Source organism: Streptomyces lasalocidi (assembly GCF_005280215.1).
Taxonomy (GTDB): Bacteria; Actinomycetota; Actinomycetes; order Streptomycetales; family Streptomycetaceae; genus Streptomyces; species Streptomyces longwoodensis.
In genome coordinates, this window is record NZ_SZNQ01000001.1 from 396,332 (window position 1) to 409,186 (window position 12,855).

At 73.0% G+C, this 12,855-nt stretch carries 14 protein-coding genes; 6 read left to right on the forward strand and 8 right to left on the reverse strand.

Annotation, left to right across the window (positions count from 1 at the left end):
- The first annotated feature begins 4 nt into the window (after positions 1-4).
- Positions 5-943, forward strand: coding sequence for a LysR family transcriptional regulator (locus tag E4U91_RS01420; protein WP_137304822.1), 939 nt, complete (start codon positions 5-7; stop codon positions 941-943).
- A 4-nt stretch (positions 944-947) separates the two neighbouring features.
- A complete protein-coding gene (locus E4U91_RS01425; RefSeq protein WP_137304823.1) occupies positions 948-1,487 on the forward strand; it encodes a GNAT family N-acetyltransferase in 540 nt (179 codons plus the stop codon).
- 10 nt (positions 1,488-1,497) lie between these two features.
- Here the strand turns inward: E4U91_RS01425 and E4U91_RS01430 are convergent, their stop codons facing one another.
- Positions 1,498-1,971, reverse strand: a complete 474-nt coding sequence (locus E4U91_RS01430) for a GNAT family N-acetyltransferase (protein ID WP_137304824.1) — start codon at positions 1,969-1,971, stop codon at positions 1,498-1,500.
- 247 nt (positions 1,972-2,218) lie between these two features.
- On the reverse strand, positions 2,219-3,208 hold the full coding sequence (locus tag E4U91_RS01440; protein ID WP_137304826.1) for an aldo/keto reductase: 990 nt from the start codon (positions 3,206-3,208) through the stop codon (positions 2,219-2,221).
- A 430-nt stretch (positions 3,209-3,638) separates the two neighbouring features.
- Here E4U91_RS01440 and E4U91_RS01445 point away from each other — a divergent pair, with 430 nt between their 5' ends.
- Positions 3,639-5,621, forward strand: a complete 1,983-nt coding sequence (locus E4U91_RS01445) for an APC family permease (protein WP_137304827.1) — start codon at positions 3,639-3,641, stop codon at positions 5,619-5,621.
- Between the two features lie 43 nt (positions 5,622-5,664).
- Here E4U91_RS01445 and E4U91_RS01450 read toward each other — a convergent pair whose 3' ends face one another.
- Positions 5,665-6,549: a LysR family transcriptional regulator gene (locus tag E4U91_RS01450; RefSeq protein ID WP_137304828.1), complete on the reverse strand. Its 885-nt coding sequence runs from the start codon at positions 6,547-6,549 to the stop codon at positions 5,665-5,667.
- Positions 6,550-6,688: 139 nt separating this feature from the next.
- Here E4U91_RS01450 and E4U91_RS01455 point away from each other — a divergent pair, with 139 nt between their 5' ends.
- Positions 6,689-7,945 carry an MFS transporter gene (locus tag E4U91_RS01455; RefSeq protein ID WP_137304829.1) on the forward strand — a complete coding sequence of 419 codons (1,257 nt, stop codon included), beginning with the start codon at positions 6,689-6,691 and terminating at the stop codon, positions 7,943-7,945.
- Between the two features lie 74 nt (positions 7,946-8,019).
- Here E4U91_RS01455 and E4U91_RS01460 read toward each other — a convergent pair whose 3' ends face one another.
- Positions 8,020-8,451 (reverse strand): universal stress protein, encoded by a 432-nt coding sequence (locus E4U91_RS01460; RefSeq protein ID WP_137304830.1) that lies wholly within the window; start codon positions 8,449-8,451, stop codon positions 8,020-8,022.
- A 305-nt stretch (positions 8,452-8,756) separates the two neighbouring features.
- On the reverse strand, positions 8,757-9,080 hold the full coding sequence (locus tag E4U91_RS01465; protein ID WP_241678465.1) for a hypothetical protein: 324 nt from the start codon (positions 9,078-9,080) through the stop codon (positions 8,757-8,759).
- A gap of 244 nt (positions 9,081-9,324) precedes the next feature.
- On the opposite strand from E4U91_RS01465, the gene E4U91_RS01470 reads away from it, so the two are divergent.
- Positions 9,325-10,518, forward strand: a complete 1,194-nt coding sequence (locus tag E4U91_RS01470) for a phospholipase D-like domain-containing protein (protein ID WP_137310603.1) — start codon at positions 9,325-9,327, stop codon at positions 10,516-10,518.
- 33 nt (positions 10,519-10,551) lie between these two features.
- Here the strand turns inward: E4U91_RS01470 and E4U91_RS01475 are convergent, their stop codons facing one another.
- Positions 10,552-11,448, reverse strand: a complete 897-nt coding sequence (locus E4U91_RS01475; RefSeq protein ID WP_137304831.1) for a pyridoxamine 5'-phosphate oxidase family protein — start codon at positions 11,446-11,448, stop codon at positions 10,552-10,554.
- Between the two features lie 2 nt (positions 11,449-11,450).
- On the reverse strand, positions 11,451-11,894 hold the full coding sequence (locus E4U91_RS01480) for a VOC family protein (protein WP_137304832.1): 444 nt from the start codon (positions 11,892-11,894) through the stop codon (positions 11,451-11,453).
- Positions 11,895-12,000: 106 nt separating this feature from the next.
- Between E4U91_RS01480 and E4U91_RS01485 the strand changes: the two genes are divergently transcribed.
- Positions 12,001-12,546, forward strand: coding sequence for a CGNR zinc finger domain-containing protein (locus E4U91_RS01485; protein ID WP_137304833.1), 546 nt, complete (start codon positions 12,001-12,003; stop codon positions 12,544-12,546).
- Positions 12,547-12,589: 43 nt separating this feature from the next.
- Here the strand turns inward: E4U91_RS01485 and E4U91_RS01490 are convergent, their stop codons facing one another.
- Entirely contained in the window at positions 12,590-12,850 is a 261-nt protein-coding gene (locus E4U91_RS01490) for a hypothetical protein (protein ID WP_137304834.1), read from the reverse strand.
- Positions 12,851-12,855: the final 5 nt, after the last annotated feature.

A 12,855-nucleotide genomic window follows, 5' to 3' on the forward strand; every position in this document is an offset into this window, starting at 1 on the left:
CCCGGTGACCCGCACGACCGACTCCGATCTGGCCCCGCGGGAACTGCGCGTCCTGGTGGCGGTCGCCGACACCGGCGGCTTCTCCGCGGCGGCCGGGACGCTGGGTCTCACGCAGTCGGCCGTGTCGCACTCGGTGCGGGGCAGCGAGCGGAAGATCGGTGCCGTGCTGTTCGAGCGCGGCCGTTCCGGTGCGCGGCCCACGCCGGCCGGGGAGGCGGCGGTGGCGCACGCACGCCGTGTGCTGCGGCTGCTGGACGTGCTGGTGGTCGAGGCACGTGGGGCGTCCCGGTCCGACGTGTGGGAGGGGCCGCTGCGGATCGCGGCGTTCCGCAGCGCGGCCCTGCACCTGCTGCCGCCCGTCCTGGAGCGGTTGCGTGCCCGCTGTCCCGGTATCGAGCCCCGGGTGCGGATCGTCCGGGAGGTAGGGCGCGGCACGGCGGGTGAGGTGAGCGACGGAAGGGCCGACCTGGCCATCGCCACGCTCGGTGGTTCGGCGCCGCTCGCTCCGGGACTGGTGGCGAGGGGCCTGTTCGAGGAGCCGTACGCGCTGGCGCACCCGGTGGGCCATGCCTCCCCGCGCTCCCTGCCGTTGGTCGACTGGGCGGAGAGCTGCGGTGCGCGCACCCGCACGTGGTGGGCCGCGCAGGACTGGATCCCCGCGGCGACCGTGGAGGCCGAGGACGACGGGGCGGTGCTGTCCCTGGTGGGCGCCGGACACGGAATGGCGATCATGCCCGCCCTGTCCCTGGCCGGGGCACCGGCCTCGGTCGGCATCACCCCGCTCGGTCCCCGCCGCCCGACCCGGCAGGTCGGTTATGTGACCACCCCCGAGCTGGCCGGGTCGGCCGTGGTGCGCGCCGTGGTGCGGGAACTGCGCGCGCTGGGGCGCGTGGTGGACCTGCCGGGAGAGGATGGCGAGGGGCCCGCCGGTGATCCAGAATGATGCGATGGTCCGGCTCGAGACTCCCCGTCTGATCCTGCGTCGCTGGCGCGAGGAGGACGTCGGCCCGATGGCCGCCGTCAACGGCGACCCCGAGGTCATGCGGTGGATCCGGGACGGCGGTGTCCTCGACGAACGGCAGACCCGCGCCAGGATCCGGGCGTGGGAGGGCGAGTGGGAGTCCCGGGGCTTCGGCCTGTTCGCCGTGGAGGTACGGTCCACCGGCGAAGTGGCCGGGTTCACCGGGCTTTCGGTGCCCGAGTACCTCCCGGAGGTGCTGCCCGCCGTCGAGGTCGGCTGGCGGCTGGGACGGCCGCACTGGGGGCGGGGGCTGGCCACCGAGGCCGCCGCGGCCGCCGTGCGGTTCGGGTTCGAGGAGTGCGGGCTGGAACGGATCGTCAGCATCGCCCAAGTGGGCAACGACGCCTCCCAACGGGTCATGGCCAAGCTGGGGATGCGTCCGGTCCTCGACACCGTCCACCCCGCCCTGGGCCGCCCGGTACGGGTGTTCGCGCTGTCCTCGGACCAGTACGTCGGCGCCGGGTGACGGCGGCGGGTCAGGACCGCGGGCCGTCGAGCGGCAGCTCCCGGTGGAAGACGACCATGGGGCGGCCGGCGCCGTCGTAGTCCTCGACGGTCCTCGCGTCGAAGCCGAGACGGCGGTGGAAGGCGACCGAGCCGGTGTTGCCGACCGACGTGATCGCCTTCAGCCTGCGTGCGCCGTGCCGTCGGGCCGCCTCGGCGAACGCCGCGTACAGACGACGCCCGAGGCCGGTGCCCCGCGCGTCGTCCCGGGTGGCGATCAGGTGCACGTACCCGGTGCCGTCGGGCGTGACGAACCCGAAGACGTACCCGCGGATCCCGTCCTCGGCCCGCGCGACCAGGCAGGTGGAGCCGAACTCCTGCACCAGGGCGAGGAGGTGGAGCGACCGAAGGTCGCGCTCGCCCCAGTACCGGGAGTGATCGGTGACGACCTGGTGGAAGTCGGCCACCGCGGCCGGTGCGATGTGTGTCCCCATGGTGAGGATCATGCCCCGGCCGCGGTGTGGCCGTGCGGCCAGGGCCTGTCGTGTGGATCAGTCCGGCCCGGCCCACGGCGCCTTGTCGCCGACCCGAGCGGGGTCCGGTGCGTGCAGCTGCAAGGCGGAGGAGGGCGGCGACGCGGAGCGATGGGGGCCCCTCCCGCTCGAGCGAAGCCGAGAGTGGGGGAAACCGACGACAACGCCGCAGATGCGCGTGCCAGAGCCTGCGACGCCGGAATGATGCAAACGACACCCCCTAGCGGTTGACCGACCGCATCCCCGCCTCGTCGTAGCGCTCCCCCGCCGCCTCCGGCAGCTCGGCGGCGATGCGCGCCAGGTCGTCCGCGGTCAGCTCGATGCCGACCGCGCCGGCGTTCTGCTCCAGGTAGGTGCGGCGCTTGGTGCCGGGGATCGGCACCAGGTGCTCGCCCTGGGCCAGCACCCAGGCGATGGCCAGCTGGGCGGGGGTCACGTCCTTCTCGGCGGCGATCTCCTTCACCTTGGCCGCCAGCCGCAGGTTGGCCTCCAGGTTGGCGTCCTGGAAGCGCGGGTTCTGGCGGCGCCAGTCGTTCGCGTCGAGCTCGTCCGGCGTGGAGAACCGCCCGGCGAGGAAGCCCCGCCCGAGCGGCGAGTACGGCACGAAGCCGATCCCCAGCTCCCGGCAGGCGGGCAGCACCTCGGCCTCCACGTCCCGCGACCACAGCGAGTACTCGCTCTGCACGGCGGTGACCGCGTGCACGGCGTGGGCCCGCCGGATGGTCTCCGCGCTCGCCTCGCTCAGCCCGATGTACCGCACCTTGCCCTCGGCCACCAGCTCGCCCAGCGCGCCTACGGTCTCCTCGATCGGCACCTTGGGGTCGACCCGGTGCTGGTAGTACAGGTCGATGTGGTCGGTGCCCAGGCGCTGCAGGGAGCCGTGGACCGAGCTGCGCACGTGCTCGGCCGAGCCGTCCTGCGGGCCCACGGTGCTGATGTCGCCGGGTACGGCGTCGTCCATCCGGTAGTTGAACTTGGTCGCGATCACGTACTCGTCGCGGTGGCCCCGGATCGCCTCGCCGACCAGCGACTCGTTGGTGAGAGGGCCGTACATCTGGGCCGTGTCGAGGAAGGTGATGCCCAGGTCGAGGGCGCGCCGGATGGTGGCGATGCCCTCGTCCTCGTCGGCGGTGCCGTAGAACGCGGACATGCCCATGCATCCCAGGCCGATGGCCGACACCTCGAGGTCCCTCAGACTGCGCTTCTGCATGACGTGTCCCGGTCCTTCCCTGCGTGTGTGTGCGTCTCGTCCCGGCGGTGCGGGAGCCACTCGTCCATCAAGCGACAGGAAGCGCCGACCGGCATCCCGAACCGGTGCCACGGGTCCTGCCCCGTCGCTCACGACGCTACGACCTGGAGTGCGCTCCAGCGCAAGCGCGCGTCGGGCGGCGCGGGCGAGCGCCTGGTCGCAGCGGCCGGCCCGCCAGGCATGCGGGGTTGCGCGCGGGGAAGACGCGTCGAGCGCGGCGCCCGCGTGTCGGTGCAGGCCGGGCCGGTGGGGGCCACGGGCCCGGTGGACGGGGCCGGGTCCGGAGGTGTCCGTGCGGGTACGGGGCCGTAAGGCCCCATACTCAGTGATCGTCGCGGCCGGATCCGGCGGCGACCGTTGTCGGTGACCGGGTGGAAAGGGCAGACAGGACATGAGCGACGGGGGCCGGCCGAGCATGCCGGAGACGGTGGACAGTCCGGCGCTGCGCACGCCGCCGAACGGCACAGCCGCGCGGTGGCTTTTGCGGCACAAGGTGCAGCCGGTGGGCCCCGCCGCGGGCGAGAGCCACGCCGAGTCGCAGCCGTGGTGGAAGGTGATGTGCCTGACCGGTGTCGACTACTTCTCCAGCCTCGCGTACGTCCCCGCCATCGCCGCGACGGCCGCCGGGGCCGTGTCACCGCTCGCGACGCTGCTGATCGTGGCGCTGACGCTGCTGGGCATGCTGCCCATGTACCGCAGGGTGGCCAAGGAGAGCCCGAACGGCGCGGGGTCGGTCGCCATGCTGGAGGACCTCCTGCCGTTCTGGTGGGGCAAGCTGTTCGTCCTGGTGCTGCTCGGGTTCGTGGCCACGTCGTGGATCATCACCATCACCCTGTCCACGGCGGACGCCACGGTCCACGTGATGGAGAACCCCTTCTTCCCGGCCGCGCTGCACGGTCACCAGGTCGGCCTGACGGTGGCGTTGTTGCTGCTCCTGGGCGGGGTGTTCCTGCTCGGGTTCAGCGAGGCGGTCACCGTCGCCATCCCGCTCGTCGCGGTCTTCCTGCTGCTGAACGCGATCGTCATCGCCGTCGGCCTGGTCCACGTCTTCACGACCGCCGGCGCCCTGTCGGGGTGGACGGACGCGCTCGCCGACACCGGAGGCGGCTTCGGTGATCTCATCGGCCCCGCCGTGCTGGCCTTCCCGCTGCTCGTGCTGGGCCTGTCCGGGTTCGAGACCGGCGTCAGCATGATGCCGCTGATCAAGGCCAAGGGCGACGACCCCGAACAGCGGCTGCGCGCCCGCGTCCGCAACGCCCGCCGGCTGCTCACCACCGCCGCCGCCATCATGAGCGTCTACCTGCTGGCCGCGAGCTTCGTGACCACCGTCCTCATCCCGAAGGACGAGTTCAAGCCCGGCGGGGCCGCCAACGGGCGGGCGTTGGCCTGGCTGGCCCACGAGCAGATCGGTGAGGCGTTCGGCACGGCGTACGACATCAGCACCATCCTCATCCTGTGGTTCGCGGGCGCGTCCGCCATGGCGGGGCTGATCAACATCGTGCCGCGCTACCTGCCCGACTACGGCATGGCCCCCGAGTGGGGGCGCGCGGTGCGGCCGGTCGTCCTCGTGTACACGGCCCTGTGCGTGCTGATCACGATCTCCTTCGACGCCGACGTCGACGCCCAGGCCGGCGCGTACGCCACCGGCATCCTGGCGATGATGGTGTCCGGCGCCTTCGCCGTCACCGTGTCCGTCACGCGCGGGCGTCGCCGGCTCGCCACGGTGGGCTTCGCGGCCCTCACCGCGGTGCTGTTCTACGCCCTGGCCGCGAACATCGTCGACAAGCCCGACGGCATCGCCATCTCCGGGTTCTTCATCATCGGCATCGTGGTCGTCTCACTGGTCTCCCGGGTGGCGCGGACCACCGAACTGCGCGCGGACCGCATCGTGTTCGACGACGCCGCCCGCCGCTTCGTCTCCGACACGCTCGCCCACGACGACGCCATCAACATCATCGCGAACCGCCGCGACACCGGTGACGAGGCCGAGTACCGCGCCAAGGAGCGCGAACAGCGCGGGGTGAACCACGTGCCGGGGCGGGCCGACGTGCTGTTCCTGGAGATCGACGTGGTCGACCCCTCGGACTTCAGCGAGACGCTCACCATCCACGGCGTCCAGGTCGGCGACTACCGGGTGCTGCGCGCCGAGGCGCCGGCCGCGCCCAACGCCATCGCGGCGGTCCTGCTGGCCCTGCGGGACGCCACGGGCGTACTCCCCCACTGCTACTTCTCCTGGGCCGAGGGCAGCCCGCTGGTGCACATGTTCCGCTACTTCCTCCTCGGCCGCGGCGACACCGCCCCGGTCACCCGCGAGATCGTGCGCAGCAACGAGCCCGACCCGCAGCGCCGGCCGGGCATCCACGTGGGCGGCTGAGCGCCGGGCGCCCGGGGACCGGCCCGGGCCCAGCCCCCTCGCGTCAGCTCACGAACTCGTGGGCGAGGGCGATCATGGCCCGGGCCGCCGCGCCCGGGCGGTGGTCGTCCGGGACCGCGAGGGACAACGGCCAGTCCAGGTCGGCGTCATGGACCGTGCGGATGGTGATGTCCGCCGCCGGTCGCAGGGCGAAGCGGGGCAGCAGGGCCACGCCCAGGCCGTGGCGGACGAAGTCCGCCCCGGTGCCGATGTCGGTGATCTCGACGGCGACGCGGCGGGTCACGGAGGCGGCGGCGAAGGCCCGGTCGGCCACGGCCCGGTTGCCGTAGCCCACCGGGGAGTCGACGAAGTCGAGCCCGGCCAGGTCTCCGATCGAGACCCGCTCCCGCCGCGCCAGCGGATGCCCGGCCGGTACGACGAGGTCGAGGACCGAGCTGGTGAGGTCGATCAGCTCGATGCCCGCGGGGCGGGGGCCGGGCAGCGAGACGAAGGCCAGGTCGAGCCGCCGTTCCAGGAGGGCCTCGACCAGCCCCTGGGAGCCGGAGGGCAGCGCGCTGGTCTGGAGGACGACGCCCGGGTGGCGGCGGTGGAACTCACCGAGCAGCGCCGCGAGGTCGAGCAGCCGTACCGAGGTCAGCGTGCCCAGCCGCAGGGTGCCGCGCAGTCCGCCGCGGACCTCGGCCACCGCGTCCGCCGCTTCCCGGGCGGCGTGGAGGGTGGCGCGGGCGCGGGGCAGCAGGGCGGCCCCGGCGTCCGTGAGGAAGACGCGCTTGGAGGTGCGGTCCAGCAGCGGCGTGCCGAGTTCGCGTTCGAGGCTCTTGATCGTGCTGGACACGGCCGACTGCACGACGTGCAGCCGGGCTGCGGCGCGGGTGAAGTTCGCCTCGTCGGCCACGGCGACGAAACACTCGAGCTGACGCAGTTCCATCGCCCGAGTATCCCCCAACCATCTCTCAAAGAGATGGCAACGCTCTCGAACTGTCGTTGGACGAGATGGCTGCCGCGGTCCACGCTGGGGGTGTCCGAGCAGTTCCAGCAAGTCGCTCGCCCCAGATCGGGAGCCCGTCATGGCGCAGTCGGTGTCCGCACTCCACCAGGTCCACCAGCCCAGCCCCACGGCGACGCCCACCGGCGGCCGACGGCACGGCATCGGGTTCGCGCTGATCGCCTTCGCGTTCCTGACGGCGATGGCGTTCTCCACCGTGCCCACGCCGCTGTACCCGCTGTACATGGCCGAGGACGGGTTCTCCACCTTCATGGTCACCGTCGTCTTCGCCACTTACGCCGTCGGCGTGATCATCAGTCTCGTGCTGGCCGGCCACCTCTCGGACCAGTTCGGCCGCAAGAAGCTCCTCCTTCCCGCGATCGGCTTCGAGCTGGTCGCCGCGGTGCTCTTCCTGACGAGCACCTCGCTGCCCGTGCTGCTCGTCGCCCGGCTCGTCACGGGCCTGGGCGTCGGCCTGGTCACCGCCACCGCGACGGCCCACCTGCACGACCTGCACACCGCCCACCGGCCCGGTGCCTCCACCCAGCGCTTCGAGCTGGTCTCCACCGCGGCCAACATCGGCGGCCTGGGCGTCGGCCCGCTCGTCGCGGGAGTCCTCGCCCAGTGGGTCACCGGGCCGTTGCGCACCCCGTACCTCGTGTTCGCGGCGCTGCTGCTGGCGAGCGCCGTCGCGGTCGTCCTCACCCCGGAAACGGTCGAGACGCCCCGCACCCGGCCGGCCTACCGGCCCCGGCGCATCTCGGTCGACCACGGCGACCGGGCGGGCTTCACCGCCGCCGCGGCCGCGGGGTTCGCGTCCTTCGCCGTCTTCGGCCTGTTCACCTCGGTGGCCCCCGGGTTCGTCGCCGGGGCGCTGCACCACCCGTCCCGCGCCCTCGCCGGGCTCATCGTCTTCGTGGTGTTCGGTGCCGCGGCCACCGCACAGAGCCTGACGGCCCGGCTGAGCACCGCCGCCAAGCGCACCCTGGGTCTGGTGGCCCAGCTGGTCGGCGTCGTGACGCTCGTCGCCGGGATGCGCACCGGCGACCTCACCGCCTTCCTCGTGGGCGGTGTCGTCGCGGGCGTCGGCGCGGGCGTCCTGTTCAAGGCGTCCGTCGGCACGGTGGCCGCGCTCGCGGCTCCGGCGCGGCGCAGTGAGGCCCTCGCCGGACTCTTCCTGATCTCCTACCTGGGCCTCACCCTGCCCGCCGTCGGCATCGGCGTGGCCACCCGCTCCTTCTCCGCGGTCACGGTGATGACCTGGTTCGCCGCCGCGCTGCTGGTCCTGCTCGCCACGGTCGCCGCCCTGGCCCGCCGCCGGCCGGCCGACGCCGGCTGACGTACGCCCCGCGAGCCCGTACGGCACGCGTCCCGCACACCGCGGGCCGCGTGCCGTACGCGTTCGTGCTCGGATCAGTGACCGGCGGTGTCCTCGGGGGCGAGGAGTACGGCCGCCCGGGTGCTGTGCGCGACGGCGTCGCTGACGCGGGGGCTGATGAGGGCCTCCAGCGCGCCGCGGTGGTGGGGGCTGAGGACGATCAGGTCGGCGTTCCACTCCTCGGCGGCGGCGGACACGGCGGCGGCTATCTGCGTCGTCAGGGCACGCGCGACGACACCGTCGGCCTCGACACCCGCGTCCCGCAGCGACGTCACGGCCTCGTCGAGCACGAGCTTCGCCTCCGCGTCGTCCTCCAGGGGCACGACGGCGGCGAGCGTCGCGGACGACGCGGCGACGTGCACGACCCGGGCCCGGGCCCCGGTCAGCCGGGCCAGGTCACCGGCCAGGCGTACGACGGGCCGGCCGGCGGGACCGGAGTCGACGGCGAGGAGAATGCGCTGGAACATGGGGTACTTCCTCAGTCTCGGTACACAGGGCGCCCGCCGAGCGAAGACCCCTCGCCGAGCATGATCAACACCCCCTGAACAACCCGCCGCCGCCGATCTGTTCCTGCCGGGTCAGGGTGACGCCTCGTCATGCACTCCGCCGTGCAGGTCCGACCCACTCAGGGCCGTTGGCGCCGGACCTACCCGGATCGCGCCGTCCACCAGCAGACCGACGACTCGCCCGCCAAGAGCAGGGCGGTACGCGGCACGGCAGGCCGGTAGACGTCCCGCGGGCGCCTCGCGCGCCGCGGGAAGCCGGAGGGGTGTCACGGGGCGGTTCGGCGGTGCAGCGGCGGCCGGTCGATGATCTCCACGTACATGATGCGGCCGTCGACGACGTCCAGGCACATCAGCCCCTGCGCGGGCAGGAGCGGAACGCACCGGTGGCCGATGCCGTAGGGCTGTCCGCTCGGGTGGGCAGCCGTGCGGAAGCTCTGGCAGAAGCCGTCACCGCACGCGCACTCCTCGACCAGGCGGAGGTCCCACGCGCACACGGCCAACTCCCGTTCCCCTTCCGCCTCCAGGAGAGCGATCAGCTCCGTGACGAGGTCGGGGAAGAGGTGCCGCACGAGGGGGTAGTCCTGCTGCATGAGCGGAGGCTAGCCGAAGCGCCCCTGGTGGGGCCCGGTCTTTGTCCTCGTGGCCGGGGGTGCGGGCCGGGCGTCGTGCGGTCGTCGCGGACGGGGAGTTCGGCGACGCGTCGGCGGCACGGAAAGGGAGTCGGCGGCGTGAGGCCGCGGTTGGTGGGCATCAGCTTCTCTGGGTCCGGCCGCTGGCCGGGCTCGCTGTCTGTTCCTCCGACCCGCCAGGAGAGTCCGCGTGATCCTCGACGGCATGCCCGCGTCCGCCGCCCCGCGTGGCGATCTCGACGCGGAGGCCCGTAAGCAACGCCTGCGTCGCCGCCTCGAGCGGCTGATCGGCGTGGCCGCCACCGAGGGCAACGAACTGCTCCCCCTGCGCAACGGCGACGAGATCTTCCCCGCGATGCTCGCGGCGATCCGGGACGCCCGCCACACGATCGACATGATGACGTTCGTGTACTGGCGCGGCCAGATCGCCCGCGACTTCGCCGCCGCCCTGGCGGACCGCGCCCGGGCGGGCGTGCGGGTGCGGCTGCTGCTCGACGGGTTCGGCGCCAAGGAGATCGAGCCGGACCTGCTGGACCTGATGGACGAGGCCGGGGTGCAGGTCGCCTGGTTCCGCAAGCCCGTCTGGCTGTCGCCGTTCAAGCAGAACCACCGCTGCCACCGCAAGGCGCTGATCGTCGACGAGCACACGGCGTTCACCGGCGGGGTCGGCATCGCCGAGGAGTGGTGCGGCAACGCCCGCAACCCGGACGAGTGGCGGGACACCCACGTCCAGGTGCGGGGTCCGGCGGTGGACGGCGTCGCCGCGGCCTTCGCCCAGAACTGGGCCGAGTGCCACGACGAACTCTTCGACGACCGCGACCGGTTCACCGAGCACCCGCAGCCCGGCTCGTCGGTGGTCCAGGTGGTGCGCGGCTCGGCGAGCCTCGGCTGGCAGGACATGCAGACCCTGATCCGGGTCATGCTGACCTCCGCCGAGGAGCGCTTCCGCCTCGCCACGGCCTACTTCGCGCCGGACCCGTACTTCGTCGACCTGCTGTGCCGCACCGCTCGCCGGGGTGTGCGGGTGGAGATCCTGCTGCCCGGCCCGTACACCGACCAGCGGGCCTGCCGGCTCGCCGGCCAGCACTACTACCGGCGTCTGCTGGAGGCGGGGGTGCACATCCGCCAGTTCCAGCCGACGATGATGCACGCCAAGATCATCACCGTGGACTCGGTGGCCTCGCTCATCGGCTCCACCAACTTCAACCGCCGGTCGATGGACCACGACGAGGAGGTCATGCTCGCGGTCCTGGACGAGGAGTTCACCGCCGTGCTGGACGCCGACTACGACGCCGACGTGGAGCGCAGCGTAGACATGGACCTCGAACGGTGGAAGCGCCGGCCGGTGCGGCAGCGCGCCAAGGAGGCCGCCGTCATCCCGATCCGGCGCTTCCTGTGACGGTCCGCATTCAGGGTCCCGTGGTCGCGAACGCTACGTCCTGACCGGCGGGTTGGCGGGCGAGGGCTCCGGTGCCGACCAGCGCAGCGGCACCGCGCCGGCCGTCTCGGTCACCTCGGACACCGTGAAGCGCACCCGGCGCTCCCCGTCCGCCGTGAACTCCGTGCGCCCCTCGCCGGTCACCTGGAGGGTGGTGCCCGTCGTCCAGTTAAGGAACAGCAGACCGGCGCGGGGGTCCACGGCGAGGTTGCCCAGGGTGAGGAACATGGCGTTGCCGACGTAGTCCTGCCAGCTCAAGGCGCGCGCCGAGTCGGCCCGCACGAAGCCCGGGAGTCCGCCCCGGTGGCTCACCTCCGCATGGCCGTCGTGCGCGGTGGCGAGGAAGAACGTGTCCGCCGAGGCGACGAACGCCCGCTGCGCTTCGGTCAGTTCGTGCCCGTGACGTGGGCTCCCGGCGGACCGCTCGGTCAACAGCTCGTAGGACTCCCTGCGCTGGATGTACTTGGGGCAGTTGGCGAAGACGCGCTCCGCCGTCACCGCGAAGCCCGCTTCCGTGGGCCGGAGTTCGCCGTTGAGGCGCATGCGGCGGCGGGTGCGCGGGTCCAGGGCGATGGTCGCGACCGGGGTGCCGTCGGTGGCGAGGGCCCCTTCGAGCGGGTCCCCCGGCCGGAGCCGGCCGGTCACGGACATCCGGTGGGGGCCGGTCGCTCGGACGAAGCCGGGCCGTCCGGCCAGCGCCGACGCCCAGACCCGCCCGGTGTCCGGGGCGGCCGCGCCGACCACCAGCAGCGGCTGGAGTTCGAGGAAGGCCGCCGCCACCGGTTTGATGCCGTCGCCGACCGCCCGGCCGACGTGATCGGCGAGGTCACGCACCCCGGCCCGGTCCTGCACGGCGCGCGAGCCCTCGTGGTAGATGCCCGGGGCGCCCATGGCTAGAAGAAACCGCAGGTCGGAGCGGACTCGTGCGGCACGCGGGCCCCTTCGGCGCCGGACGGCGCGAAGATCTCCAGCCGTATGCCGTCGGGGTCGTGGAAGAAGATGCCGCCGGACGCGGCCCCCTCGCGATGGGCCACGACACCGTCGTGGGCGAAGTCGACGCCCCGCCTGCGCAGGGCCTGCTCGTACGCCGTGACCCGCTCGATCGAATCGACCTCGAAGGCGAGGTGGTGCAGCCCGGACCGGCCGGGGTCGTACGCGTCGCCCGCCTGCTCCCACAGCGTGAGGACAAGGCTCTCGCCATCGCCGAGGAACGCGTACCGCCTGCCCTCCTCCTTGCCCTCCCCCACCAGCACGAAGTCCAGGACGTCGCGGTAGAAGGCGAGCGAGCGGTCGAGGTCGGTGACGTTGAGGCCGATGTGGCCGGTACGCATGGTCATGGCTCTCCCTCGCAGATGTAACCGTTGAGCGACACGTTAGCGGTTAGATCCAAGGAGAGTCAACCAGTCACGTAGACTTGAGGGGTTAGCCCGGAAGGAGTCCGCCATGTCCCCCGTCCACGACCCGCGCCCCCTGACCGGCGAACCGCTCGCGCTGGACCTGCTCAACACCCGCTGGAACAGCGACGGCGTCGTCCAGGACCTGCTCGGCGACCTGGACGGGCTCGCGCTCTGGCTCGACGCGAACGGGCTCGGCGAGGGCCGGTTCCCCACGGACACGGCGACCCTGCGCCACCTGATCGGGACGCGTGACGCCCTGCTGCGGCTGGTGGACGGCACCGGCGACCAGGAGGGCCGGGCCGCGGTCGACGCGGTCCTCGGGCATGGCCGGATCCGGGCCACGCTCACCGCCGAAGGGCCGGGCGAGGTACCGGAGTTCAGCGACCCCGCCTGGGGTCCGGCCTGGCTGGCCGCGCGCAACTACCTGGAACTGCTGGCCACCGCCCCGGACCGCATCCGCGGCTGCGCCCACGAGGCGTGCATCCTGCACTTCTTCGACACCTCACGCAACGGCACCCGCCGCTGGTGCTCCATGGCGGCCTGCGGCAACCGGGCCAAGGCGTCCCGGCACTACGCCCGATCGAAGGGCTGAGGCCGAAGGGAGCGGGCCCGCCGCCCGCCCCCTCCCCCACGGATCAGGTACGGGTCGCGGTGCCCGACGGCGGCACCCGGTCGGTGAGCGCCGTGACCACCCCTAGCGCGGTCCTCGCCGTACCCGTCACCAAGGCGGCCGCCGGAGTCACCCACCGGTCCAGTCGGCGCTGCACGTCCGCGTCCAGTTCGATGGTGACCCGCACGTACCGGTTGCTCAGCGTGGTGACGCGCGGCGCGGACGGCTGCGGTTCGACCGGGTCGCGCCGCAGGGCCGCGCGGTAGTTGTCCTTGCGCTGGTTCATACGCC

Coding starts and splice junctions, on each gene's coding strand:
- E4U91_RS01430 (WP_137304824.1), bottom strand. CDS start 1,971: ATGATCCTCACCATGGGGACACACATCGCACCGGCCGCGGTGGCCGAC.
- E4U91_RS01460 (WP_137304830.1), bottom strand. CDS start 8,451: ATGTTCCAGCGCATTCTCCTCGCCGTCGACTCCGGTCCCGCCGGCCGG.
- E4U91_RS01425 (WP_137304823.1), top strand. CDS start 948: ATGGTCCGGCTCGAGACTCCCCGTCTGATCCTGCGTCGCTGGCGCGAG.
- E4U91_RS01485 (WP_137304833.1), top strand. CDS start 12,001: ATGTCCCCCGTCCACGACCCGCGCCCCCTGACCGGCGAACCGCTCGCG.
- E4U91_RS01440 (WP_137304826.1), bottom strand. CDS start 3,208: ATGCAGAAGCGCAGTCTGAGGGACCTCGAGGTGTCGGCCATCGGCCTG.
- E4U91_RS01445 (WP_137304827.1), top strand. CDS start 3,639: ATGAGCGACGGGGGCCGGCCGAGCATGCCGGAGACGGTGGACAGTCCG.
- E4U91_RS01490 (WP_137304834.1), bottom strand. CDS start 12,850: ATGAACCAGCGCAAGGACAACTACCGCGCGGCCCTGCGGCGCGACCCG.
- E4U91_RS01450 (WP_137304828.1), bottom strand. CDS start 6,549: ATGGAACTGCGTCAGCTCGAGTGTTTCGTCGCCGTGGCCGACGAGGCG.
- E4U91_RS01470 (WP_137310603.1), top strand. CDS start 9,325: ATGCCCGCGTCCGCCGCCCCGCGTGGCGATCTCGACGCGGAGGCCCGT.
- E4U91_RS01465 (WP_241678465.1), bottom strand. CDS start 9,080: ATGCAGCAGGACTACCCCCTCGTGCGGCACCTCTTCCCCGACCTCGTC.
- E4U91_RS01480 (WP_137304832.1), bottom strand. CDS start 11,894: ATGACCATGCGTACCGGCCACATCGGCCTCAACGTCACCGACCTCGAC.
- E4U91_RS01455 (WP_137304829.1), top strand. CDS start 6,689: ATGGCGCAGTCGGTGTCCGCACTCCACCAGGTCCACCAGCCCAGCCCC.
- E4U91_RS01475 (WP_137304831.1), bottom strand. CDS start 11,448: ATGGGCGCCCCGGGCATCTACCACGAGGGCTCGCGCGCCGTGCAGGAC.